Source organism: Streptomyces sp. E-08 (assembly GCF_049913095.1).
Taxonomy (GTDB): domain Bacteria; phylum Actinomycetota; class Actinomycetes; order Streptomycetales; family Streptomycetaceae; genus Streptomyces.
This window is the reverse complement of sequence record NZ_CP183971.1, coordinates 7822276-7847258: the sequence shown is the minus strand read 5'-3', so window position 1 is coordinate 7847258 and position 24983 is coordinate 7822276. Positions and strand designations below refer to the sequence as shown.

Here is a 24983-nt window from a genome sequence, read left to right as displayed (position 1 = left end):
GTCCGGCGGCCGGGACACCGCATCGGGTGTCCCGGCCTTCGGCCGTCACGGCGGCCCCGGGGCCGATGGTTTCGGTGCGTCACGACGCCTTGGCCGGGGTCGTCGCCGGGGCGCGGTTCCACTGCATCCGGGACCACGGCAGGGCGAGCCGGCTCCGGTGGGAGACCTCACGCGGGGTCAGGTCGCAGATGCGTGCGGCTTCGCGGTGCCGGGCGTGGACGGTGTCGACGTAACGGTGTCCGGTGTCGGCGGCGACGAAGAGGACCGTCCGCTCCGGGGACCGGTCCCGTTCGTGGCGGGCGGCGAGGTAGCCGGCGCCGGTGGACAGGCCCGCGAAGACCGCGTGCCGGCGCAGGAGGTCCACGCTGCCGGCGAGTGCCGCGTCGAAGGAGATCCAGTGGAGGGTGTCGTACAGCTCGTGCGAGACGTTCCCGAAGGGGATGGAGCTGCCGATCCCGGCGATGATGATCTCGGGGTCGGAGACGTGCTCGGAGCCGAAGGTGACGCTGCCGAAGGGCTGGACGCCGACGAGTCCGACATCGGCCTCGCGCCCGTCGGGGGTCTCGCGCAGGTAGCGGGCGAGGGCTCCGGTGGAGGCTCCGGACCCGACTCCTCCGACGAGGGTGAGCCCGTCCGCTCCGGTCGCCTCCCGGATCCGGTCGGCGACCGCGCGGTAGCCGAGGTAGTGGACGTCGTCGTGGTACTGCCTCATCCAGTGGTACTCGGGGTGCTCGGCGAGGATCTCGTGGATCCGTTCGACGCGGCGCTTCTGGTCGAGTTTCAGGTCGCTGCACGGCTCCATCCGCTCCAGCGTCGCTCCGAGCACGGCGAGTTGGGTCCTCAGGGTGTCGTCGACCGTCGTCGAGCCGACGATGTGACAGCGCATTCCGTGCCGGTGACAGGCCAGGGCGAGGGCGTAGGCGTAGATGCCACTGGAGCTGTCCAGGAGGGTGTCCCCGCGGCGCACCACTCCGTTGTCGAGCAGGTGGCGTACCGCCGCGAGGGCGGAGACCACCTTCATCGTCTCAAAGCGCAGGCAGACGAGCCGGTCGTCGAGGCGTATCAGGTCCGGCCTGCCGATCGACTCCGCGATGTGCTGGTCCATTCGGGAGCTCCTTGGTCGTGGTGAAGGTCGTGAAGGTCCGGGTGGCGGGGATGCCGTGGGCGTCGAGGGCTCCCAGGCAGCCGCGGACGCGGTGCCGCAGCCCCGGGGCGGCGGGGTCGAACAGCACTCCCGCCACCGCGCCGCTGTGCGCGATCTGCACACCCACCGCCCCGGCCTGGCGTGCGATGCCGGTCAGCGCGTCGAACTCCGGATGGCCGAGCACCTGCTGACCGCGCGTCGCGCTGGCGGTGGCCACCTCGCCGAGCTGCTGCACGTCGCCGGTGGCCACCGCCCGGCGGAGCAGCGCGCGCAGCCGCTCGAAGGCCCGTACGTCGCCGTCGCCCGCTTCGCGCACCGGCAGCGAGAGGGTGTCCACCGGTGCGCCCCCGCCGAGGGTGCAGCCCACCACGACCAGCGGTGGCAGGGCCGGGCCGAGGACCTCCAGGACGCGGCCCTCCCGCTGGGCGAAGAGGACCGGGCGGCCGTCCAGCATCAGCGGGTCGCAGGCGAGCTCCGCCCGTACGGCGAGCCGGGCGATCGTGTCGCCGGGCAGCCGCAGCCCGTACGCGTCCGCGACCGCGCGCACGGTGGCGATCACGTCGCTGGTGGAGCTGCCCAGGCCCAGGCCCACGGGTACGTCGCAGGTGAGCAGCACGTCTCCGCCGCACGGTGGCTCCCCTGTCCGCCGGGCGCACTCGGCCACCGCGAGGGCGGCGGCCCGCGCGGCTTTCGTACGGTCGGCGGGCAGGACGGTCAGCGCCTCGGGCGCCGTGCCGGGCCTGCGGGTGAACACGGCGGCGCAGCCGGGCCCGGCCATGGGGAGGGTGACCAGGCCCGCGCACCGGTGCCCGTCGTCGTCGAGGAAGACGCCCTGGAGGAGCTCGCCGTGGTGACAGGGGGCGTACCCGGTGCCGGTGGGGAGTTCACCGGCGCGGGAGGTCGCCGGGAGGGCGGCGGGGATCACGCGCCGCCCGCCGTCCGGTAGCGGTACAGGGTCGTCTCCTCGGCGCTGAACTGGGAGAAGGGGAACGGTTCCGCTGATACGGCGGTCACTCCGGAACCGAGGAACGCGCGGGCGACGGCGCTGCCGCTCTGGGCGTAGACGACGAGCGGGATGCCCCGGGTCCGGCAGCGCTCCAGGATGGTGTCGAACGAGCCGTTGCTCAGGGTCATTCCGGTGGCGACGACGGCCTCGGCGCGGTCGAGGACCTCGTGCATGTCGTCGGTGACCGGGTCACCCCACTGGGTGGCCTTGAGGTTGAAGTCGCAGGGCAGCGGTTCCCCGCCTCGCTCGCGGATCGCCGCGACGAGCGGGTTGACGACGCCGATGAGGCCGACCCTGGCGCCCTGCTCGATGTCCAGCAGGCCGGCGATGGCCGCGTCGCGGGCCTTCGCACGGACCTCCGGGGTGCCGGCGGGGAGGGTGACGCCCTCGGCCGCGTTCGCCGCTGCGGCCACGCGGTGCGGACGGGTCTCGGAGAGGTAGGCGTCGAGGGCCGCGATCCGCAGCGGGCGCGGCGCCTCGCGCAGCAGGACGTCGAGGGGGGTGCCGGAGGAGTCGCGGCAGATCGACGGGGCGATCTCGCCGGCCTCGAAGGCGCAGCCGCCGAAAGAGCCGCCGAGGCGGACCAGGACGTACTGGTTGAGGTAGGTGGTGTCGCCGCCGGCCAGGCGGGTGCCGTGGTGGATCCAGAACACGCTGGTCGCGACGAGCGTGGAGGGAGGCGGGCCGTGCTCGCCGGCCAGGACGGCCGCGATGAGCCCGTCGACGGTCGTCACGGTGGAGGCGCCGGGGGCGATGGCGGTGGGGGTGGGCTGGGTCATGGGAACTCTCGTTTCACAGGGAGGGTCGGGGGGCCGGCGCCGTGGCCGGGACCGGGGTGCCGAGCGGCCCCCGGTAGGCGACCTGGGGGTGCCCCAGGGCGTCGGTGGTGAGTTCGGCGTCCACCTCGAAGACCTCGGCCAGCCGTCGGGCCGTCAGGACGGCGGCGGGCGGGCCGGAGGCGACCAGGCGGCCGTGGTGCAGGAGCAGCAGCCGGTCGCAGTACCGGGCGGCCAGCGACAGGTCGTGCAGCGCGACGAGGACGGTCCGGTCGGTGCCGGTCAGCAGCTCCATCAGTTGCAACTGGTGGGTGACGTCGAGATGGTTGGTGGGTTCGTCGAGCAGGAGCCCGTACGGCTGCTGGGCCAGCGCGCGGGCGATGTGGGCGCGTCGGCGTTCGCCGCCGGACAGCGCCTTCCAGGAGCGGTCGGCGAGCGCGGTGAGTCCGAGGCGCTCCAGCGCAGCGGCGACGACCGCCCGGTCGGTGGCGTCCGGTCCGCGCCAGGGGTCCCGCGACGGGATGCGTCCCAGGCCCACGACGTCGGCGACCCGCAGGTCGCTGTCCGCGCCCGCGTCCTGGTCGACGAAGGCGACGCGGCGGGCGATCCGGCGGGCGCTCCAGTCCCGTACGGACACGCCGTCGTAGCGGACCGTGCCCGCGTCGGGGGTCCGCAGGCCGGCCAGGCAGCGCAGCAGCGACGACTTGCCCGAACCGTTGGGGCCGATCAGTCCGACCGTCTCGCCCGGCGCGATGTCGGCGCAGACGCCGCGTACGACCGGCGTGCCCGCCACCGACCAGCTCAGGTCCTCGGCGGTGATCCTCACAGTTCACCCCGCCGGCGCAGGACCATCAGGAAGAGCGGGACGCCGAGCAGTGCGGTGATCACGCCCACGGGAACCTCGCGGGGTGCGAAGGCGACCCGCGCCAGCGCGTCCGTCCACACCAGGAACACCGCGCCGGCGAGCGCCGCCCACGGCAGCAGCACCCGGTGCAGGGGTCCGACGAGGAACCGCACTCCGTGGGGGACGATCAGCCCGACGAAACCGATGGCGCCGACGCTGGCCACCGCCACCGCGGTCAGCACGGCCGTGACCACGAGCAGCAGCATCCTCGTATGCCGTACGCCGATCCCGAGGGACGCGGCGGTGTCGGCGCCGAACGCGAGCCCGTCGAGGGCAGGGGAGCAGAGCCAGGCCACCGCCAGTCCCAGCGGGGTGGCGACCGCGCAGACCGCGACGGTGTCCCAGCGGGCCGGCGCCATCGAGCCGAGCAGCCAGTGGGTGACGGCCCGGGTGGTGTCCGCGTCCGCCGAGGCCATCAGGACGAGCGAGGTCAGCGCGGTGAAGAGCTGCCCGACGACCACGCCGGTGAGGACGATGCGTACCGAGTCGAGGCCGGTCCGCCGCAGCAGCGACAGGAGCAGCCCGAAGGAGAGCAGCGCGCCGGCCAGCGCGCCGCCGGTGACCCCGAGCGTGCTCGCGCCGACTCCGAGGACGACCACGGTGACGGCTCCCGCGGACGCTCCCGAGGAGACGCCGAGCAGGTACGGGTCCGCGAGCGCGTTGCGGGTGACGGCCTGGAGCACCGCGCCGCACACCGCGAGCGAGGCGCCGACGAGGGCGGCCATCAGGACGCGCGGCAGACGCAGGTCCCAGACGAGGGAGTCGACCAGCGGGGGCAACGGCTCGACGTCCAGGCCGAGACGGGCACCGAGGACCCGTGCGAGGTCGCTCCATCCCACGTCGGCCGTGCCGATGCGCACGGACGCCACCGCCGAGGCCGCCAGGCCTCCCGTGGCGAGGAGGAAGAGGGCGGCCCGGGCCGCCGGGGACCTGCCCGGGCGTCCGGCGGACCCGGCGTCTCTGCCGGGCCGGGGCCGGGTGGGGACGGTGTCCCCCGTCACCGCCCGCTCGCGGACCGCCGGGAGCGGGAGTCGCGCCACGCTGCTCGGAGTGTCCTGGTCAGCGGACATACCCGAGGTCCTTCATGCCGTCGGCGAGGAGTCCGAGGGCGTGCACGGAGCGGACCGACGGGTCCAGCTCGATGCCCGGCACCTCCAGGATCCTGCCGTCGCGGACCGCGGCCAGCCGGGAGATCACGGGGTGCGCCGTCATCGTGGCTCGCTTCTCGGCGGCGCTGTCGCCGGGCCGGCCGCGCTCGGACAGGTCGCCGATCACGATGAAGTCGGGGTCGCGCCGGGCGACTTCCTCCCAGGAGACCTCGGGCCAGTCCTCGTTCACGTCGTCGAAGGCGTTCTTCGCGCCGACGATCCGGCTCATCTCGCTGGGCAGACCGGTCCTGCCCGCCACGTACGGCATTCCGTTGAACACGGAGTAGAGGTAGACCACGGTCGGCCGGTCCGCCCCCCGGGGCGTCCTGGCGGCGTTCGCCCCGGCCCGGGCGACCGCGGCGCGCTGGGCGGCGGCGAGCTCGCCGGCCCGCTTCTCGGCGCCGAAGATCCTGCCCAGGTTCTCGTAGTCGGAGAAGAGGAGCTCGAAGGGCGTCGTGGAGGCGGGGTTCTGCCGGGGGCAGTCCACGGCGCTGACGAAGGTGGGGACCTTGAGGGCGGCCAGCTCCTCGCGCGTGCCGGCCCGGTCCTCGGTGTAGAGGTCCGTGGAGCCGGCGACGACGAAGTCGGGGGTGGCTGCGCGCAGTTGCTCGCCGGTGGCGATCTTCGGGGCGATGACCGGGACCTTGGCGTACGCGGCCTCGTACGGCGGGGGGATCTTCGTCTTGAGGTTGGCGGTGCCCGCCATCCGGTCCTGGAGCCCGAGTTCGAGGAGGGTCTCGGTCGAGGTCTGATCCAGGGCGACGGCCCGCTTCGGAGGTTCGGCGAAGGACGCCTGGCGGCCGCAGCTGGTGACGGAGACCGCCCCTGCGGAGGCCGGGGCGGTCGGCTCGCCGCCGGTTCTGGAGCCGCTGCCGGCTGTCGTGGAGCAGCCCACGGCGGCCAGGGCGAGGGTGAGGGCGATGGCGAGGCGGGCGGGATGGCGCATGGGTTCTCCGGTCTGCGGGAGGGCGTGGGTGTTGTCGTGCACCGGGCAGGAATGCTCCGTCGGAAGGGTACTGTAATGGAATTCATTTTCATTAACGACTCCGGGGTGGGGTTCGGCGAACCCCACCCCCGCCTCCGAGGAGCAACCACACCGTGGCAACCCCACCCGCGCCCACAGCGGCGAAGTCCCCGACCGTGCCGCCGCGTTCGGTCCTCCGCGACATCACCTTCCTGCGCCTCTGGGCGGGCACCACCGCCTCCGGCCTCGCCACCTGGGCCCTGCCGTTCGTCCTCGGGCTCGCCGTACTGCACCACGACCTCGGCGCCACCGGCCTCGGGCTGGTCCTCGCCGCCCGCACGGCGGGCTTCCTCGCCGCCGTCGCCGTCGGCGGCGTCCTGGCCGACCGGCACTCACGCCGCGCGGTCGTGCGCTGGTCCGCCCTCGCGGCGGCCGCCGCCGCTCCCCTCCTCGCCGCCGGACTCGACCGCTCACTCGTGCTGATGACGGCGGCCGCCGCGCTCGCGGGCGCCGGACAGGGCGCCTGCCGCCCGGCGTTCCAGGCACTCACCGCCGAGACCGTCGGCCCCGACCAGCGCCAGCAGGCCAACGCCGCCATGACCATGGCCGTACGCAGCTCGACGCTCACCGGACCCGCCCTGACCGCCCTCCTCGCGGCGTTCCTCGACGTGGGGTCGCTGCTCCTCGGCATCGGCCTGCTCTGGCTGGTCGCCGCCCTCGTCCCGGGCAAGGGCACGTACACGGCGGCGGACCCGGCCGCCGAGCCCGGCCCGCGCCCCGGCTTCCGCGCCGAGTTCCTGGAGGGCATACGGGAAGCACGCCGGCACCCGTGGTTCCTCGCCGGGCTCGCCGCCCTCGTCGCGGTCGTCGCCCTGGGCTACTCCGCCACCAGCGTCGCGCTGCCCCTGATCAGCCGGGACCGCTACGGCACCGAGTGGGTGCTGGCCTCGGCCATGACCGCGTACACCGTGGGCGCGCTCTGCGGCGCCATGGTGATCGCCCGCCGCCGGCCGCGCTCCCAGGGGTGGGCCGCCTTCGCCGGTCTGGCCGCGTACGGTGTCGCGCCGCTGAGCCTGATGCTGCCGGTGCACCCGGTCGTGGTCGTCGCCGCGTACGCCGTCGCCGGGATCGGGATCGAGCTGTTCAACGTGCCGTGGTTCACGGCCACTCAGCGCGAGGTCGCCCCGGACAGGCTGGCCCGCGTCTCGTCGCTGGACTTCCTGGTCTCCTACGGTCTGGCGCCGGTGGGCCTCGCCCTGATCGCCCCGGCCATCGACGCGTTCGGGGTCACTCCCGTACTGGCCGTGTGCGCCGCCGCCTGCTTCCTCGTACCGGCAGCGGCGGCGCTCGTACCCACCTCCCGCCACTTCGCCCGGACGGCCCCGCCGACGACCGACTGACGGACCGGCCCACCACGACACGAGCCCTGTCGCCGCCCCGATCGGCGCGGGCGGCTTCCTACGGTGGAGGGGCGCACCGCCGTGGCGGTGCGCCCCTGGGGTGGTCAGCCTTCCGGAGGCCAGCCCGTCGTAGTGGTCAGCCTGTCCGGAGGCCCAGCCCGTAGTAGGTGACGTCGTAGCCGTCCACGTATCCCGCCTCGCCGCCGATGATCAGGTCGGTGGGATCGCTCGCGCCCGCCGCCCTGGCCGTGGCCACGAGCATCTCGGCGAGTGCGCGGCCCTTCGGCTCGCCGGGGCCGCCCGCGTCCACACGCCACACCGGATCGTCGTCGCCGAAGACCGATGCCGTGTGCGGGAAGTCGGCGACCGTGCCCCAGCCGAGTGCGGCCGGAGCGACGTCGTCCGGGGCGAAGCAGGCGATCGAGAGCCGGTCGCCGCACACCACGTCGAAGAGAAGGGGCGCGCTCTGGCCGTTGCGCCCGTAGAACGGCATGGCGAGCCGGATCCCCAGGGCGGTCGTCTCGGCGGGCAGCGCTCCCAGGAAGTCGCTCAGCGACCGCGTGACGGTCTCCCAGCTCCGGGCGGTCCACCCGCCCGGGAACCCGAGGCCGACGTTGGCCTGATCACGGTTGCTGCCGAAGAAGCCGCTGATCGCGTGCTCCTCGCCGACGCCCTGGCGCCAGAACCAGTTCTCCGCGGGGTCGGTGGGCTGCAGGACCAGCTCCGGCCCCGACGTCCCGGCCCGCAGTTCGAGCGTGTCCGGGCTGCCGCGCCAGCGCAGGAAGGGGGCGCCCCAGAGCGGCTCGCTGTCGTAGAACGGGCCCATCTCACCGTGCGAGCCCATGATCGACGGCCTGCCCAGTGCGGCGGTGACTTCCTCCTTCGCGGCACGGAAGGCCGCCGCCTGCGCCGCGGCGTCCGGTGCGGGAACCGCCACGGGGACCGCGAGCTCCACGTACGACTCGCCGTCGACGTAACGCTTCTCGTAGTCGCCGACCGGGCGCAGACGCGCGTCGCCCGAGGACCGGCCGGTGATCAGCACGGGAGCGTCCGACGTGCCGGCCCAGGCCCACCCCAGCTCGGCCGCCAGGGCCCTCGCACCCTCCGGCGTCCAGCCGCCGGTGTCCGCCGCGACGAGCCGCCGGGCCACCTCCCCGATGGATTCCTCTGCTGTGCTTCCCTGTTGTGCGTTCATCCGGCCATCGTCCCGCATCCCGCACCCCGCAGGTTCAGGGAGCGGGGACGGGTCCGCCGGGACGAAACCGCTCCACCCCGACGATGTGGCGCACCTTGAGCGGGCGCACGACCACGGCCGCGGCTGATCGTCGCTCTGCCGGGCCCGCACCGTCCCGTCATTGACAGTTGTCGACCTTGGTCGGTCTAATGCGGACGCGTAGCCATCGGGCCCGTCCGGTCCGGTCACGAGGGAGGGCGCGGTCGTGGGTGTGCACATCGGCGTGCCGGACGACGCACCGGCCGGGATCGCGGAGCTGTACGGGCGGGACCGCACGTGCCGGACCCTGGGCATCGCCCTGGAGGAGGTCGCGCCGGGCCGGGCGCTGATGCGCATGCGGGTGGGCGAGGACATGGTGAACGGCCACGGCATGGCTCACGGAGGCTTTCTCTTCCTCTTCGCCGATGCGGCGTTCGCTTACGCCTGCAACGGCTACGGGCCGGTCACCGTGGCGCAGTCCGCGCAGGTCTCCTTCCTGCTGCCGGCCGCGGTGGACGACGAGCTGCTCGCCGAGGCCGTGGAGCGGACGCGCTCGGGCCGCAACGGGATCTACGACGTGACGGTCCGCCGGACGGACGGGACGGTCGTCGCGGAGTTCCGCGGACAGAGCGTGATGCTCGCCGGCAGGGCGCGGCCCCAGCCCGAGTGACGGGCGCGGCCCGACGGCGGACGACACCGACGGGCCGCGGGACGTACGACCGCCCGGTCAGCCGGCCGGACGCTCGTCGACCACCTGCCTGAGCTTGCCCGTCCGCGGGTTGGTGAGCAGCTCGGCGCGCGGCACCCACTCGATGCCCAGCTCGTGGATGGCGCCGTCCGCGACCTCCGCGGGGAACAGCGGCCGGGCCGCGTAGACCGCCTCGACGAGCCGGGCGCTCAGGTCCGCCGGGGGCTCTTCGACGTACCCCAGGCGCAGGATCAGGCCGTCCCGTCCGTCCCAGCGGCGCTGCACCATCTGCATGCCGGCTATGTGCCGGTCGGGGTCCGCCTCCACGAGCACCGCGCGGACGTCCTCGATGGGCATCGAGACCGTGCCGACCCGTCCGCCCTCCATGGACCGGCCGAGGAGGCGGAAGCGCGTGCACCGCGGGTCGACCCACTCGCCGCGGTCGCCCGTGGGAAACCTGATGACCGGCATGAGGGTGCGGAACAGGTTGGTGACCATGACGCGGCCGGGCACTCCCGGTGTGGTGATCGGCTCGGCGGTGACGTCGTCGACGAGTTCCACCACCGTCCGGTGCGGGAAGGCCTCGTGGACCCGTACGTCGTCACCGGGTACGGGCCGCCCGACGAGACCCGCGTCGATGGAGGCGTAACCGACCGAGGCGATGGCCGCCTTGGGGAAGGCCCTCAGCAGGATGGGCCGCAGGTCGGTGAAGAGCAGGTCGCCGCCGAAGAGCAGCAGTTCCACGGAGTCGGCGGTCCGGCCCCGCCGGACGAGGCACTCCGCCACGGCGGCCAGTTTCATCGGGACGCCGGCGAGGACGTTCACGCCGAAGTCGTCGATCAGGTCGGCGATGAACTCGTTGGGGGCGCCGGCACCGACGGGCAGGCGGACGTTGTCCACGGGGGCCGCGTGCAGGGCGTGTTCGATGTAGAGCATTCCGCCGTACAGTTCGCCGGCCCAGAAGAGGTTGGCCACCCGGTGCCCCGGCTGCAGCCCGGCCCGCACGATGCCGGCGCCGAACGCCGTGACCGAGTCGGCGTGCTCCGACCGCGACCAGACGGACAGCTTGGGCACGCCGGTGGTGCCGCCGGTCCTGTAGACCCCGGCGTCGGTCAGCGGGCCGGTCAGCACCCGGTTGTCCGGCCAGGTGTTCGCCGCCCAGAACTCCGCGTGGTCGACGACGGGAAGCTGGGTGAGGTGCGAGACCGTCCGTGGCACGTCCCGGTACGCCTCCGCGTAGAAGGGCGAGTGCGTGCGGACGAAGTCGACCAGTTCCTGAAGGGTTTTGGCGGGCACTACCTCTCCTGCTCTGTGTCGTCGGATTCCCGTCGGCGCCCGATCCACGTACGTGCGAGTTCCCGCACGACGGAGCCGTCACGGTCGGTCAGCTTGTGCTCCAGGTAGGCGGCCGCCCAGGGGTTGGTGGGAACGCGGAAGGCCGGTCGCTCGGCCCGTAGCGTCCGGACCACGACCTCCGCCACCTCGGACGCGCTCTGCCCGGCGCCCTCCCATCCGTGGTGGACCACCCAGTCGATGTAGTCGGCGAAGGTCGGGCCGTAGGGTCCGGAGGCGGCTTCGATGGTCTTGCGGTTGACGTCCGGGAAGATCCCGAACGAGGTGTCCCTGACGAATCCCGGGACCACGACGGACACCCTCACCCCGTGCGCCTCCGCCACGGGAGCCAGGCTCTCCATGAACCCCTCGACGGCGAACTTGGCCGCGCAGTAGGCCTCGTTGAAGGGCTGCCCGACGATTCCGTGGACGCTGCCGATGGTGACGAGACTCCCGCGGGCGGCCCGGAGCAGCGGCATCGCGGCCCGGCTCACCTCGACCACCCCGAAGAAGTTCACCTCCAGGTTGGCCCGCAGTGCCTCCGTGGTGGACATCTCCAGGGTCGGGTCGAAGTTGGAGACGCCGGCGTTGTTGACCACGGCGTCGAGCCGTCCGTACGCCTGGTGCACGTCGTCGACGCAGCGGGCGATGCAGTCGGCGTCGGTGACGTCCAGTCTGCGGATGTCCAGAGGGACGCCGGCCCGGTCGGCCTCCTCCCGCAGGGCCCCGGCACGGCCGGGCTCGCGCAGGGTGGCGACCGTGGTGAAGCCGGCCCGTGCCGCGGCGATCGCCGTGGCCTTGCCGATGCCCGAGGACGTCCCGGTCACCAGGACCACCCGACGCCCTTCGCTCCCTCCGGTGCTCATGAGGTGCCCTCGGCCAGGACCGGTTCGGCGTTCCCGCCGTCCGCCTCCGGTGTCCGCTGCCGTTCGGCCGCGTCCAGCAGGCGCTGGATCCGCAGCGCGGGCAGGAAGGACAAGGCCGCGAGCAGCGTGCCCCCGGCCATGGTGACCCGGGCCGCGTCCAGTACGCCGAGCGGGCCGGTGAGCAGGCTGACCGCGAGGCCTCCGGCCAGGGCGGCCAGGGGGATCACACCCCAGGTCGCGGTACGGAAGGCCGCGTGCATCACCCCCTGGTTCCGTGCGGCCATCCGGGACTGCCGGATGGGGGCACTGCTCACGTTGATGAAGGACATGAAGAAGCCGTAGCAGCCCATGGTCACGGCGATCACGGCCCCGGCCGGGAGCGCGGGTGCGGCGAGCACGCCGAGGCCCACCAGGCAGTGCAGGAGCAGCGCCCAGGCCAGCATCCGCCCCGTCCCCAGCCGTTCACCGGCCTTCGGAGCCAGGGCCGCGCCGGCCAGGGCGCCCACCGCGGCCACGGACATGGCGGCGCCGAAGACCCCGACGGAGACGCCGAGTCCCTGGTAGGCGAGGATCGGGAGCACGGTGACGAAGACGGGCCCGCCGCAGTTGAGCGTCACGGCCGCCACCACCACCCGGCGCAGCACCGGGTCGGCCCAGTTCAGCCGGAAGCCCGCCGTCAGCCGCTCCCACACCGTTCCCTCGGCGGTGGTCCGCTCGCCCCAGGGCCGCATGGAGCGGATGGACAGGGCGGAGATCAGATAGCTCGCTGCGTCGACGAGCAGGGCGGCGACGCCCAGGGCGCTGTAGAGGCCGGCGGCCAGGGACGGGCCGGAGACCTCGGAGACCGAGCGGCTGCCTTCCAGCCGGGAGTAGGCGCGGACCAGGTGGTCCTTCGGCACCACGGCGGGGACGGCGACGAGATAGCCGACGGTGAAGAAGATCGTGGCGCCGCTGATCACCGCCACACAGGCGAAGAGGAGCGGGGTGGAGAGCCAGCCCTGCCAGTACGCCAGGGGAATGACGGCCACCGCCGCCAGCCGCGCGAGGTCGCAGACGAGCAGGGTGCGGCGGTTGTCCCACCGGTCCACCAGGACTCCGGCCAGCGGACCGAGGAGGGGTATGCCCAGGTACTGCGCCATGGCGACGATGCCGACCTGGAACGCGGAGGCGTCCAGGGCGAAGATCATCACGGTCGGAACGACGAAGACGGTGATGCGGTCACCGACGGTGCTCACCGACTGGCCGATCCAGAAGCGGTTGAACTCGGCGCCGAGTGACACCGGCCGCGCGAGCTTCACGGCCCCTCCAGAACCACGAGGCCGGAGGTCTTGCCGGTCCGGTCGTTGCTGATCAGGTCCGCGACGGGGCGCACGCGGAAGTTCTCCGGATCGTGCTGGAAGGCGGTGCTCAGGGTGAAGGTCTCGGTCAGGAGCTCCTTGCGGAGCGGTTCGACGTCCACGGTCGCGCCCGGGGCGGTGAGCAGCAGCACCTCCACGGATGCGGCACGCCCGCCGGTCTCGGAGATCACCACCTGGGCGCGCGAGACACCCGCCTCCCGCTCCACGCGTGTGATCACCTCTTCGACGTGCAGGCCCAGGCCCCGGACCTGGACGACGCTGTCGCGGCGGCCGAGCACCTGCACGGCCCGCCCGGGCCGGCCGCACGGGCACGCCACCAGTCGTCCCGCGTCCCCGGTGCGGTAGCGCAGCACCGGGTTGAGCATCTCCGGGTTGAGGGTGGTGAAGTCCAGGAGCTGGTCCTCGCCCACGTGGACCAGCTGGTCGGGCAGGGTGTGGAAGGTGTCCGCGGGGCAGTCGGGGGTGTTGGTCCCGACCACCCAGGTCTCGGTGCTTCCGAACATGCCCCAGCGCCGGGCCGCCGGCGCGACCGCGGCCATGTCCTCCTCCAGCTGTGGCTGCCACGCCTCGCCGAGCCAGAGCACCTTGCGCAGGTCCGGCAGTTCCAGGCCGGCGGCCCGGGCGTGGGCGAACCAGAGCCTCAGCACGCTCGGGGTCCCGCCGATCGCCGTCACCCCGCGTGCCGCGAAGAAGGCCAGCCACTCGGCGTACTCGTCCTTGGCGACCGATCCCAGCGCCATCACCTGGCAGCCGGAGAGGTCGGCCAGGGCGGCGACCAGGAAGTGCGCTCCCCACATGCGTCCGGCACCCCAGGCGTTGACGAAGACGTCCTCGCGGTCCAGCGGCTGCCAGTGGGCGTGCACCCCGGACATGTAGAAGCCGGTGGGCGCGTGGCCCAGTTTGGGCGCTCCGGTGCTGCCTCCGCTCTGGAAGAGCCAGGTGGCGCCCTGCTCGGCGCGGGGTTGCAGGTGGGCGAGGGCGACGTTGAGGTCGTCCTTGAGCAGCGGCGGGAGCGCGGCGACGCCGTCGAGGGTACGGATGTCCTCGACGTCGCGGTAGCGCGCGGCCAGTTCCGGCACCTGCCGCAGGAGTTCCAGTGTCCTGCGGGCGACCGGCAGCCGTGACTCGGCCGCCTCCGGGGTGAGCGAGAACATCGTGGTCAGCTCCCTTCCGTCGGTGAGGTGAACGGGGACGCTTCGCCGTCGGCGTCGGCGAGGTGCCGGGCGTGGGCGTCCCGGTAGGCGGCGAAGCGGGCCCGGGTGATGTCCCGTTGGACCGTCCCGTCCGGGTCTCCGGGGACGCGGGGTATGACGCCGTCGGGCTCCAGCTCGGAGAACCAGAACCGCTGTCCGTCGTGGAGGAAGTCGAGGCAGAAGAACGGGACGGGCAGCCGTTCGGCGAAGTAGGCGGTGGCCTTGGCGAGTTCCTCGGGCACGGGAGTGAACTCCATGGTGCCGCCGTGGCTCATGTTGGCGACGGCCGAGCCGGGTTGCGGGGTCCGCTTCAGGACCGTGTGGGGCGCGCCGTCGATCACGTACACCCGGTGGTCGACCGTGCCGTCCCCGAGGTAGGGCTGGACCACGAGCGTGGTGTCGCCGCCCTGCGCGAGGCTGGCCAGGCCCCGGATGTCCCCCACGCTCCGCGCCAGGTTGATGCCGCCGCCACCGCACCAGCCGGCCGGCTTGACGATGGCCGGATACGTCATGTTCCCGAGGGCCACCTCGTACAGGTGCCTGCTCACGTCGCGACCCGTGCCGATGCGGACGGTGGGGATCGGGGGGACCGGGGAGCCGCCGAGGTGGAGCAGGGTGGCCAGCTTGTCGTTGCCGATCAGCGAGGTCTCGGGCGGGAAGGGCAGGTAGAAGCCGGCCTGTTGCAACACCGCGCTCAGGGCGTACTGGTTGAAGACGTCCATCTGCTGGTACGGCAGCGAGTAGAGCGCGGTGATGAAGAGCGTGTCGCGGGGGGTGACGGGCTCGTCGTCGACGTAGACCCGGGTGCGTCCGGGTTCCGTGCAGTCCACCGTCACCGCGTCGGGGGAGTGCCGGGTCCAGCTCATGCCCAGGTCCGCGGCGGCCTCGGCGTACAGGTCCCAGAACATGGCGTGCCACGTCCCGGCCATCCGGGTCGATTCCCGGTCGGGGAAGATCCAGCACATCCGGCGCAGCGGGCCGGTGGCGGGGCGGGCTGGGAAGGCGTTCACGGGGTGACCTCCGGAGCGGTGGGTCGGGGGTGCGGGGCGCCGGCCGATCCGTCCTGAGCGGGGGCTCGCTCCGTCCACCAGCGGCGGCCCGACTCGGGAAGGGTGTCCAGCGGGTCGTAGTACGGGTGGCGCCGGGCCAGCGCCCCTTCGAGGTCCTCGTCGGGCGACTGCCGGACTTCGAGGCCGGTGCGGTAGTTCTTCGTCCAGTACGAGATGCCGCGCTCGCGCTCGTACGCGACGGCCTGGTGCACCCAGCGCTTGCCGACGTGCGGTACGTCGCACACGATCCGCGGGGTGGCGTAGCCGGGGAGGTACCCCATGATCGCCTCCTGGAGCCGCTGGGCCTGGTGGAGGGAGGTCCGCCAGTGTTCGGCGTGGGGTATCACGTCGCAGAGGTAGAAGTAGTACGGGAGGATGCCCGCTTCGCCCTGGAGCGCGAAGCAGAGGTCGAGCAGGTCCTCGGGGGTGGCGTTGACCCCGCGCATCAGCACCCCCTGGTTGCGGACGTCCCGGACGCCCGCGTCGAGGAGGGCCCGGGCGGCCTCGGCGACCAGGGGGGTGACGGACTGCGCGTGGTTGGCGTGGGTGTGCACCGCGAGGTTGACCGCCCGCCGGGCGGCGACCGAGGCGACCCGCTCCACGCCTGCGACGACCTCGGCCCTGAGCCAGTGCTGGGGCAGGCCGACCACGGCTTTGCTGGCCAGGCGGATGTCGCGCACCGACCCCAGGTCGAGCAGCCGCATGAGGAAGGCTTCCAGCTGGGGCCAGGGCATGTTGGCGACGTCTCCGCCGGACACGACCACGTCGCGCACGGTGGGGGTCCGCTTGAGGTAGTCCAGCATCTGCTCCTGCCGGTCCCTCGGGCGGAGCACGAGCCTGGCCTTGGTGACCTGGGGTGTGGAGGTGCCGACGAGGTCCATCCTGGTGCAGTGCCCGCAGTACTGCGGGCAGGTGGCGACCAGTTCGGCCAGGACCTTGTTCGGATAGCGGTGGGTGAGGCCCTCCACCACCCACATGTCCGCCTCGTGCAGCGAGTCCCGTCCCGCCTTCGGGTGGCTCGGCCACCGCGGGTGCCGGTCCGAGCGCACCGGCAGCATGTACCGGCGGACGGGGTCGGCGAGGAACGCCTCGGTGAACGCCCCCGGTTCCACGGCGGCCCGGGGCGCCATCGTGTTGAGCATCTGCGGCGTGATCAGCATAGCCATCGTGGCGAACTCCGCCTGGTCGGCGGCGAGATCCCCGTAGAAGTCGTCGGTGAGCAGGTCACCGACGACGTCCTTGAGCTGGCGCGGGTTCTTCACGCAGTGGGCCCTCTGCCACTGGGCGTCGCGCCACTCACGTTCCGTGACACGGCGCCATCCCGGCAGCCGTCGCCAGTCCGGCTCGGTCAGCGGGGTCCGCGCGTACTGGTACGGCTGCGGGATCATCGGGGCCCGCCTATCGGCCGGTCAGGAAGGTGGCGAAACGGGTCCGGAGCTCTCGCTTGAGCACCTTTCCGGTGGGGCCGAGCGGGAAGTCCTCCGGAGCACGCGCGATGCTCACCGCGGCCAGCGGTGTCAGCCCGGCGTCGGTCAGGGCCTTGTTGGCCGCCTCCTGGACCTCCTCCGCCGTGCTCGCGGCGGCCTCCGCCTGCAACCTGACGACCGCCAGCGGAAGTTGCCCCTCTCCCTGTCCGGCGGGAACGCCGATCACCGAGCAGTCCTGCACCAGCGCGGCGCAGTCGGCGAGCAGCACCTCCTCGATCGGCAGGCTGTACGCCGGACCGCCCACGGTGTCGATGACGTCCACCGTACGGTCGAGGTGGTAGAACCGTCCCTCGGTGTCACGCCTGGCCACGTCGCCGGTGAGCCAGTAGCCGTTCCGTTCGAACGTGCTGGTGAGCCTGTCGTCGTTCCAGTATCCGGGGGTGCGCGAAGGCGTGATCACACCGAGCAGACCCACCGTGCCGTCGGGGACCTCCTCGCCGTCCTCGTCGAGCACCGCGGCCTTCTCCACCACGTCCAGGGGCTTGCCGACGCAGCGGTCGTCGCGCCCGCTCTCCGGCGTGGTCATCTGTCCGAACAGGGCCATGCCCATCTCGGACGAGCCCAGACCGTCGATGAACTGCGAGCCGGGCAGGGGCGGCTGCTCCTCCTTCTCCGCGGGCAGCAGCCAGGGCCTGACGAGGCCGGCGGGCCGCTCGCCGAGCTGCACCAGCCGGCGGATGTGCCCGTAGTGGGCGCTGTCACCGGTGTTGAACCAGGAGTGCACCTTCGCCGCTCCCTCCACCGGGAGTTCTCCGGTGGCCAGTTCCACGAAGGTGCGGGGGAAGGAGGCGACCATGGTGGGCAGGAAGGCCTCCATCACCGGCTCGACGACCGTACGCCGCCAGTCGGACATGACCACGGTCGGCAGGCCCAGCAGGGTGGCGGTGAGGAAGTAGCTGAGGCCGCCCGCGTGGGTGTGCGGCATGAGCGACATCAGCCGGTCGTCGTTCTCCGCGGGGAAGCGCACCATGCGCGGCTGCTTGCCCTCCCAGAACTGGCGGTGCGCCAGCTTGGTGGACTTCGGCGTCCCCGTGGTCCCGGAGGAGTGGATGAGCGCGACCACGTCGTCGGCGGCGTGCTCGTACGGGTAGACCGCGGGGAGCTCCGCGGACACGGCGTCGAAGGCGTGGAGTTCGGCCGCCATGGCGATGAAGCGGGGACGGCGGTGAGGGGTCTCCCGGTAGGCGGCGGCCAGCCGCGTGGGGTCGTCCGCGACCACTCCCACGACGCCCACGTGGTTCAGGTAGCGCACCATCACCTCGTGCGGCATGGCGTCGTTGACGAGGGCGGGGACTGCCCCCAGCGCGGCGAGCGCAAGGAAGTGGACCAGGGGCTCCAGGCCTTCGCGGACGACCACGCCGACCGGATCGCCGGGCCTGACACCGTTGGCCCAGTACCACTTGGCGTGATGGTCGCGCAGGGCGGCCATGTCGAGCAGGCTGTGACCGCGCAGTTCGACCGCGCCCCGGTGGTCGACGCGATGGGTGTAGGCGTACGGGACCGCGCGGTTCGGGTTGACGGCGATGGCGTGGTCGAGGAAGTTGCCCGCCCCGAGGGTGGGCTCGGTCATCAACGCCTGTCTGGCCGCGAGAGGCGCGATGGACGTGTGGTCGCTCATGAGGTCTCCCGTTGGGCGTCGCCGGGACGGATCCTGGTGGGGCCGGGGCCCGACGACTGATCGAAGGCTTGCTGTTCTCGGCGGAACTTGTGGTTCGGCTTGCCTTTCCCGTGCCGTCGTGAGGTGCGGCGCACGGGCTGACCTCGGACGCGTCGCGGTGTGTCGTGACGTGTCGCGATCGGCACGGGGGGAGGGTCGGGTCGGTGGGTACGGAGGTGCGGCGAAGACGAGAGGGAGGTCCGGAGGCGGCTCGGAGCACGCGCGCGTGCCGGGCCGGGGGTCCGGCAGGGGCGACGGGCGCCGGCGGAACGGGTTCCTGGCGGGCGAGGGCCGGCGGGGCGGGGACGGAGCGGCTCCCCGGCGGCGCGGGCCGGTCGGTCTGCGGCCGTACCGCGGCCCGTACCGGCGCCCGTGCCCCTTCCCGTACCGCCTCTTCCCGTACCGGGTCTACGGGCGGGCGAGGATCTCCGCTGCCACCCGGCGGCCGGAACGGATCGCCCCCTCCATCAGTCCGAAGAACTCGGTGCTGGTCTCCGTTCCGGCCCAGTGCACCCGCAGGTGGGGTGCCGCAAGACCCGGGCCGTGCCGCACCCAGTCACCGGGACCGAAGAGAGCGGCGTAACAGCCCTTGCTGTAGGGCTCGTTGACCCAGTCGGTCACGTGGAAGCCCACGGGTTCGGGAAGCATCGGGAACAGACGGGCCGCCTGCTCGACCGCCGCCGACCGCTGCTCCCGCGGATCGAGCGCGGCGAAGCGATGGGCCTCGGCGCCCGTGACGAAGCCGGTGAGGACACCGACTCCGGCTCCCGCTCCGGCTCCGGCGCCGGTCGGCGAGTCGTCCACGGTGGACAGCAGCGGTCCCTCGGCGTTCACCGACCACCCCGACAGACCGTGGTCCCGCCATACCGGCGCCGGATACACCAGGTGGACCTTGACCGCGCAGCCCCGCGCGGTGCGGTCGCTCGTCCGGCGTGCCGGCGGCTCGGGCCGGTGGTCGACGGCGTCGGCGAGCAGGGGCGGCAGGGCCATGACCGCCACGTCGGCCCGGTACTCCCCGCTCGGGCTGTGGACGGTGACCCCCTCGTCGTCCTGATGCACGCTGTGGACCGGCTCGCCGAGCCGCACCCTGGCCCCGAGCCGGGCGGCCAGCCGCTCGCACACCTGGTGGGCGCCTCCGTCGATCCGGTCCTGCTGGGCACCGCCCTCGAAGGCGTTCAGGTAGCGCAGCCCACCGCCGGACCGCAGGTAGAAGGCCACGTGCAGGATGGACACCCTGGCCGGGTCGGCCGCCATCATCTCGCCCAGGAAGAGCGGGAAGAAGAGCCGGGCGTCCGGGTGCGCGAGGTGGTGATCGGCCCAGGCTCCGGCGGTCAGGGCGTCCAGCTCCTCGGCGCCCGGCGTGAGCCAGGGGGCATCGGGGCGGACGGTCGCGGTGAGTTCGTCGAGCCTCTCGAAGAGGTCGCCGAGGGCCACGGCGTTGAGCGGCGGGAACCGGCCGTCCCGGGTGCTGTCGTCGCTCCCGAGGGCGAAGCGGCTGGCACCCTCCATGACGGTGGGCGTCGCCTTGAGGTCCAGCTCCGCCATCAGGGAGTGGAGCTCCGTGTGCCGGTCCCCCAGGTAGGCGGCGCCCGCGTCCACCCAGTCCTCGGCGGAGACCTGGAGTCCTCTCGCCCGACCGCCGACCCGGTCGCGTGCTTCCAGTACGGTCACGTCGACCCCGGCGGCGGCGAGTTCGGTCGCGGCCGTCAGTCCGGCGAACCCCGCCCCGACCACCACGGCGCTGGTGACGCCGTCGGAGCGCCCGGGGGCGCCGTCGGCCCCGGTTCCTTCGGGCGCGGTCACCGGGCCTCCGCGATCTTCTCGGCGAGCCGTTCCGGGGTCGGAGCGCCGACGAAGTCCTCGAAGGTCAGCTCCACCCCGTAGGAGCGGGCGATGGCGCTGAGCACCCGCGTCGCGACGAGCGAGTCGCCGCCGAGGAGGAAGAAGTCGGAGTCCGCCGCGACGTCCTCGGTCTCCAGTACGCGCCGGAACATCGCCACCACGCCGTCGGTGCCGGCACCGGCGGGTGTGCCTGGGCCGGCGGGCGAGTCCTCGGCGGCCGAGGGGGTGGTGTCAACGCTCATCAACGGTCTCCTTTGACCTGTTCACGGTTGCGTATCGCTGGTGCGAGGCTCTCCGGTCGACCTTGCCGCTCGTGGTCAGCACGAGGTGCGGGACGACGGTGATCCGGCTCGGTACGAGATGGGCGGGCACCCGCTCACGCAGGTAGGCCCGCAGGTCGCCGTCGAGATGCCCGGTCTCGGTGTCCGGCCTCGGCACGACGTAGGCGACGAGTGCGGCGCGGCCGACGCTGGTGGCTCCGGTGACGGCCACCGCGTTCACCGCGGGGTGGCCGGCGAGGTGTGCCTCCACCTCGGCCGGATCGACGCGGATGCCCCGGATCTTGATCTCGTCGTTCAGCCTGCCCTCGTGGATGAGGAGACCGTCCGGCGTCCTGCTGACCCGGTCTCCGGTACGGAACCGGCGCTCGCCGCCCACGACCGCGTACCCCTCCTCGGTGGCCCGGGCCATGCCCAGATAGCCGAGGGCCAGCGCGGGGCCGCCGATCAGCAGCTCGTCCTGGTCCCCGATGTCCTCCACGACGTGGGCCAGGGGCCGGCCGATCGGCGCCCGGGTGCCGCTCGCCCAGTCCCAGCCCGGGACCGGGGCGCCGGGGCCGTGCAGATCGACGGCGTGGGTGATCAGGGTGGTCTCGGTGCATCCGTAGGTGTTGACGAGCCGGATGCGGCCCGTGTCGAGGCGGCTCCAGTCGGCCAGCCGTGCGGGGCTGACGGCCTCCCCGCCGATCACCGTCAGCCGGACGCAGTCGGGGAGGGTCGTTCCCTCCTCGGCCAGGTGGAGCACGAGCTCGTGCCAGAAGGCCGTGGGGAGGTCGAGGACGCTGACGCGTTCCCGCTCGATCATCCGCAGGAACCGGGGGAAGGATCCGGAGTGCGCCTCGCGGTCGAACACCAGGCCGGCTCCGGCCGTCAGTGTCGGGAGGATCTCCTCCAGCGAGGTGTCCCAGTTGAGCGAGGCGAACTGGAGCACCCGGTCCTCTTGCGTGAGCGATAAGAGCTCACGGAGCGAGCGCACGGAGACCGAGATGGCCCGGCGCGGCGTCACCACCGGCTTGGGCCGGCCGGTGGAGCCCGAGGTGAAGAGGATGTACGCCGGTGCCTCGGGGCCCCTGTCCCGCGCGAGGCCGCCGGTGGCCGCCGCCGCGGCCTCTCCCGTCTCCTCCTGGCCCCAGGGGATGACCGGCAGGGCGAGTCGGGGGTCCAGAGCCGCGCCGGTGTCGATCACCGCACGGCAGTCGGCCGCGGATGCCATGTCCTGCTGGCGCGCCGGCGGGAAGGCCGGATCGACGGGGCAGTAGACGCCTCCGGCCGCGAGCACGGCGAGCAGCGCGACGACGGTCTCCGGTGTGTGCGTCGCCGGCACGGCGATGGCTCCGTGCCACGGTCCGAGGCGCTCCGCGAGGCCGTTCACGAGCTTGTGCAGCCGGCGGTACGTCACGACCCGTCCCTCATGGACGAGCGCCGCGCGATCCGGGTGACGAAGAGCGGCTTCCGTGAAGGCCTCGATGAGGTCCGGAGTGGTGCCAAGGGTCTCGCACTGCATCGACTTGATCGCCCCGAATAAGCTTGAAAGCGCCTGTCCGTGCCCGACGAACGGGGACTCTACATGCGAACAGGTGCTGCCACAATGGGAGTTGTGGAGAATTGATGATCTCCGTGAGCACAGCGTGATGGCGTGTGCTCCGGCAGGTCAGAGCCCCTGCGGGGGTTCCGCTTCCGCTTTCGACGCGGGGGCGTCAGCGGAGGAGTCCCCACCGCGCAAGGCGATGCCCGACCCTTCCCTCAAGGGGCCGAAAGTGAGGCATCACCTCCGAGAGGGATCACATCGTCCTTCGACGCGACGACGAAGCGGTCGACGACTAGACAACCGTCCCGCCGAGCGGGCCGCGGCCACCCCGGCCGGTCCATGTCAGGCTCCTCTCCCCGAGGGCGGCCACCCGCGTCGCCCGTAGAGCACGGCGGCAGCCGACCCGACGCACACCGCCGCCCGAAGCGCCTCCGTACCTGCCGGTCCTGACGTCCGGTGCGCGGGACCGTGGTGGCGGCCCACCACCCCCCGGCGAAGGAGATCCCGTGCTCGAAGGCTTCGGCGAGGCGCTCGCGGACCGGGAGTACTACCTGCCGCTGCCCAGCGTGCCCGACCCCGGACCGCGCTTCACCCCCGGCGGGGTGCCGCCGGGCCTGCGCGGATCGACCCAGGGCATCTGGACGGTCTGGGGCGGTCCGCGGGCGGGGCTCGCCGAGCAGGGCTGGAAGATCCACGTGTCGGCGCGGCTGGACCGGGCGCAGCACGTGCTCGACACGGTCGCCGGGATCTGCTTCTCCGAAGGCGTGCCGTTCAAGCACCTGAGCGCCCGGCTCTTCTTCCTGTTCCTCCATCACAAGCACGCCGTGCGGGCCCAGGCGGGCAAGTTCTGCGCCGTCTATCCACCGGACACGGCGACCGCCGGCCGACTCCTCGAACGCCTGCGCGACGCACTCGACGGGGAGGAAGGGCCGTACGTCCTCACCGACCGGCGCTTCCGCGACTCGCGGACGGTCCACTACCGCTACGGCTCCTTCGACGGCGCCCACAGCCGACTCCGGGCCGACGGCACCCGGGAGGGTCTGATCCGCGACGGCTCCGGCCGCGAGGTCGTGGACGCGCGGATGCCCGCCTTCCACCTGCCCGCGGGGATCACCGACCCCTTCGTCGAACAGGAGGAGCAGCCGCACGCGGGCCCGATCCTGATCCGCGACTACGAGGTGACGCGCGCGGTGCGCCTGAGCAACGCCGGCGGCGCCTACCAGGCCCGCGACCGGCGAACCGGCCGCACCGTCTTCCTCAAGGAGGCCCGCGCCCACAACGGCCTGGTCTTCGACGGGACCGACGCGCGGCAGCGGCTGCGGCACGAGTACGACCTGCTGCGCGAACTGCACGCGGTCGCCCCCGGGGTGGGCCCGGAACCGCTGGACCACTTCACGGAGTGGGAGCACGACTTCCTCGTCACCGAGTACGTCGCTGGGCAGCCGCTGGTGGGCTGGCTGAGCCGGTCCTCCCCGCTGGCCCGCGCCGACCGCACGGACGGGTCCGTCGCCGCGTACTACGAGGCGTGCCGGCGGCTGCTGTCCGGGCTGGACGCCACGCTGGAGCGGCTGCACGCTGCCGGATACCGGTTCGGTGACCTCAGCCTGGGCAACGTCCTGGTCACACCGTCGGGCGGGGTCCGTCTCGTGGACTTCGAGGCGGCCTCGGCGCTGTCGGCGGCCCCGTCCGGGATGGGCACTCCGGGGTTCACGCCGCCGCCCGGCCTGCGCAGGGCCGACACCGATCCGCTGCTGCAGGACCGATACGGCACGTCGGCGGTCGCGCTCGCCTTCCTGGCGCCGTTCCACGAGATCGCCGAGCACGCACCCGCCAACCTCGCACTCCTGCGCCGCGATCTGGCGGACGTGGCTCCGCCGCAGGACCTGTGGCGGCGGGCGACCGCATTCCACCTGACGGAGGACCGGGCGCAGGACGCGTACGGTCCCGGCCGCCCGCCCTCCCCCGCCGAGCTGGACACCGATCCGCGCGGCTGCCTCACCCGGCTGGCCGAGGAGGTGGCGGCGGGGCTCCTCGGGATGGCCGACGCCGACCGGCCGGAGTGGGCCTTCCCGCCCTCGCCCGAGGCGTTCCGGACCAACAACGTGTGCCTGGCCTACGGCACGGCCGGGGTGGTGCACGCCCTGCACCGCGCCGGGGCCGCGGTGCCGGAGGAGATCGGCGAACGGCTGCGCAACGACACGCTGGCGCTGCGCGACGCGCTGCCCCCCGGGCTGCTCGTCGGCTCCGCCGGCGTCGCCCGGGTCCTTGCCGACCTCGGCCGGCTGGACGAGGCCGTCGACCTGCTCCGGGACGCCGACGCGCACCCGCTCACCGCCTCCTGCGGCACGCTGGCCGGCGGGCGCGCCGGGGTCGGCCTGGGCTGGCTCGCCCTGCACCGCCTGACCGGGGAGAAAGGCCACCTGGAGCGAGCCGCCGCGGCGGGGGAAGGCCTGCTGCGCACCCCCGACCTGCCGGCCACCCTCGGCGAGCACGACGCCCGCGGCCTGCTGCACGGCCGCTCGGGGCTCGCCCTCTTCCTCCACCGCCTGGCCCACGACACCGGCGAGACCCGTTTCCTGGAGGCGGGCCGCCTGCTGCTCCACCAGGAACTGGACCGGACCTTCCCGCTGGACGACGGCGCCCTGTCCCTGTCCGACAACGCACGGCTCACCCGTGCCATGCCGTACCTGGCCACGGGCGCGGCCGGTCTCGCGGCGGTGCTCACCCGCTACGTGGCCACCGCGCCGGACGAACGCGGTGCCGCGGCCCTGCCACGACTGATCGCCGGCATCCGGGTCTCCTGCGCGACGAAGGAGGCGGGCCTCTACCGGGGGCTGGCAGGACTGACCTGGTGCCTGACCGAACACGCCGAGCTCACCGGCACGGACGCCGCCCGCAGGGACGCCGTGCGCGCCGCGACCGGCCTGCTGAAGTACGCCGTCCCGTACCGGCGCGGCGTCCGCTTCCTCGGAGCGGGTTCGCAGCGGTTCACCGCCGACCTGGCCAGTGGCGGGGCCGGCGTCCTGCTGACCCTGCACCGCCTGCTGGCCGGACCGCTCCTGACGGGGCCCCACCCTGCGCGCCTCCGGCTCCCGGCAGCCGTCTGACATCGGACGGGCCCCATGAACCCCTGGGCAGGACGGCGAACAC

20 protein-coding genes are annotated in these 24983 nt (G+C 73.2%); 3 read left to right on the top strand and 17 right to left on the bottom strand.

Annotated elements, in window-relative coordinates; translation table 11 throughout:
- Positions 1-79: 79 nt before the first annotated feature.
- From ACN9MM_RS35950 to ACN9MM_RS35925, 6 genes are read right to left on the bottom strand one after another with little or no spacing between them, the layout of a single operon-like run.
- Positions 80-1105, bottom strand: a complete 1026-nt coding sequence (locus tag ACN9MM_RS35950; protein ID WP_426367953.1) for a pyridoxal-phosphate dependent enzyme — start codon at positions 1103-1105, stop codon at positions 80-82.
- Positions 1026-2069 (bottom strand): GHMP kinase, encoded by a 1044-nt coding sequence (locus ACN9MM_RS35945; RefSeq protein ID WP_426367952.1) that lies wholly within the window; start codon positions 2067-2069, stop codon positions 1026-1028. Before ACN9MM_RS35945 ends, ACN9MM_RS35950 begins: the two co-directional genes overlap by 80 nt.
- Positions 2066-2929: a Rossmann-like domain-containing protein gene (locus ACN9MM_RS35940; protein ID WP_426367951.1), complete on the bottom strand. Its 864-nt coding sequence runs from the start codon at positions 2927-2929 to the stop codon at positions 2066-2068. Before ACN9MM_RS35940 ends, ACN9MM_RS35945 begins: the two co-directional genes overlap by 4 nt.
- A 13-nt stretch (positions 2930-2942) precedes the next feature.
- The gene (locus ACN9MM_RS35935; protein WP_426367949.1) at positions 2943-3752 is read right to left on the bottom strand and encodes an ABC transporter ATP-binding protein; all 810 of its coding nucleotides are present in this window, start codon (positions 3750-3752) and stop codon (positions 2943-2945) included.
- Positions 3749-4900, bottom strand: coding sequence for a FecCD family ABC transporter permease (locus tag ACN9MM_RS35930; RefSeq protein ID WP_426367948.1), 1152 nt, complete (start codon positions 4898-4900; stop codon positions 3749-3751). The genes ACN9MM_RS35935 and ACN9MM_RS35930 overlap by 4 nt, the downstream gene beginning before the upstream one ends.
- A complete protein-coding gene (locus ACN9MM_RS35925) occupies positions 4890-5966 on the bottom strand; it encodes an ABC transporter substrate-binding protein (RefSeq protein ID WP_426367947.1) in 1077 nt (358 codons plus the stop codon). Before ACN9MM_RS35925 ends, ACN9MM_RS35930 begins: the two co-directional genes overlap by 11 nt.
- A gap of 110 nt (positions 5967-6076) precedes the next feature.
- On the opposite strand from ACN9MM_RS35925, the gene ACN9MM_RS35920 reads away from it, so the two are divergent.
- On the top strand, positions 6077-7342 hold the full coding sequence (locus ACN9MM_RS35920; RefSeq protein ID WP_426367946.1) for an MFS transporter: 1266 nt from the start codon (positions 6077-6079) through the stop codon (positions 7340-7342).
- Positions 7343-7478: 136 nt separating this feature from the next.
- Here ACN9MM_RS35920 and ACN9MM_RS35915 read toward each other — a convergent pair whose 3' ends face one another.
- On the bottom strand, positions 7479-8537 hold the full coding sequence (locus tag ACN9MM_RS35915) for a hypothetical protein (protein WP_426367945.1): 1059 nt from the start codon (positions 8535-8537) through the stop codon (positions 7479-7481).
- 244 nt (positions 8538-8781) lie between these two features.
- Between ACN9MM_RS35915 and paaI the strand changes: the two genes are divergently transcribed.
- A complete protein-coding gene (gene paaI / locus ACN9MM_RS35910) occupies positions 8782-9225 on the top strand; it encodes a hydroxyphenylacetyl-CoA thioesterase PaaI (RefSeq protein ID WP_426367944.1) in 444 nt (147 codons plus the stop codon).
- Between the two features lie 57 nt (positions 9226-9282).
- Here the strand turns inward: paaI and ACN9MM_RS35905 are convergent, their stop codons facing one another.
- From ACN9MM_RS35905 to ACN9MM_RS35860, 10 genes are all read right to left on the bottom strand, one after another.
- Positions 9283-10539, bottom strand: a complete 1257-nt coding sequence (locus ACN9MM_RS35905) for a phenylacetate--CoA ligase family protein (protein ID WP_426367943.1) — start codon at positions 10537-10539, stop codon at positions 9283-9285.
- A complete protein-coding gene (locus ACN9MM_RS35900) occupies positions 10539-11441 on the bottom strand; it encodes an SDR family NAD(P)-dependent oxidoreductase (protein ID WP_426367942.1) in 903 nt (300 codons plus the stop codon). The genes ACN9MM_RS35905 and ACN9MM_RS35900 overlap by 1 nt, the downstream gene beginning before the upstream one ends.
- On the bottom strand, positions 11438-12739 hold the full coding sequence (locus tag ACN9MM_RS35895; RefSeq protein ID WP_426367941.1) for an MFS transporter: 1302 nt from the start codon (positions 12737-12739) through the stop codon (positions 11438-11440). Before ACN9MM_RS35895 ends, ACN9MM_RS35900 begins: the two co-directional genes overlap by 4 nt.
- Positions 12736-13953, bottom strand: coding sequence for a phenylacetate--CoA ligase family protein (locus tag ACN9MM_RS35890; protein ID WP_426367940.1), 1218 nt, complete (start codon positions 13951-13953; stop codon positions 12736-12738). Before ACN9MM_RS35890 ends, ACN9MM_RS35895 begins: the two co-directional genes overlap by 4 nt.
- A 5-nt stretch (positions 13954-13958) precedes the next feature.
- Complete coding sequence (locus ACN9MM_RS35885) at positions 13959-15002, bottom strand: ATP-grasp domain-containing protein (RefSeq protein ID WP_426367939.1); 1044 nt, start codon at positions 15000-15002, stop codon at positions 13959-13961.
- A complete protein-coding gene (locus tag ACN9MM_RS35880) occupies positions 14999-16429 on the bottom strand; it encodes a KamA family radical SAM protein (protein ID WP_426367938.1) in 1431 nt (476 codons plus the stop codon). The genes ACN9MM_RS35885 and ACN9MM_RS35880 overlap by 4 nt, the downstream gene beginning before the upstream one ends.
- A gap of 10 nt (positions 16430-16439) precedes the next feature.
- Positions 16440-18146 (bottom strand): AMP-binding protein, encoded by a 1707-nt coding sequence (locus ACN9MM_RS35875; protein ID WP_426367936.1) that lies wholly within the window; start codon positions 18144-18146, stop codon positions 16440-16442.
- Positions 18147-18593: 447 nt separating this feature from the next.
- On the bottom strand, positions 18594-19988 hold the full coding sequence (locus tag ACN9MM_RS35870) for a flavin monoamine oxidase family protein (protein ID WP_426367935.1): 1395 nt from the start codon (positions 19986-19988) through the stop codon (positions 18594-18596).
- Complete coding sequence (locus tag ACN9MM_RS35865) at positions 19985-20269, bottom strand: acyl carrier protein (RefSeq protein WP_426367933.1); 285 nt, start codon at positions 20267-20269, stop codon at positions 19985-19987. Before ACN9MM_RS35865 ends, ACN9MM_RS35870 begins: the two co-directional genes overlap by 4 nt.
- Positions 20259-21809, bottom strand: coding sequence for an AMP-binding protein (locus tag ACN9MM_RS35860; protein WP_426367932.1), 1551 nt, complete (start codon positions 21807-21809; stop codon positions 20259-20261). Before ACN9MM_RS35860 ends, ACN9MM_RS35865 begins: the two co-directional genes overlap by 11 nt.
- A 530-nt stretch (positions 21810-22339) precedes the next feature.
- Between ACN9MM_RS35860 and lanKC the strand changes: the two genes are divergently transcribed.
- Positions 22340-24940 (top strand): class III lanthionine synthetase LanKC, encoded by a 2601-nt coding sequence (gene lanKC, locus ACN9MM_RS35855; protein WP_426367931.1) that lies wholly within the window; start codon positions 22340-22342, stop codon positions 24938-24940.
- Positions 24941-24983: the final 43 nt, after the last annotated feature.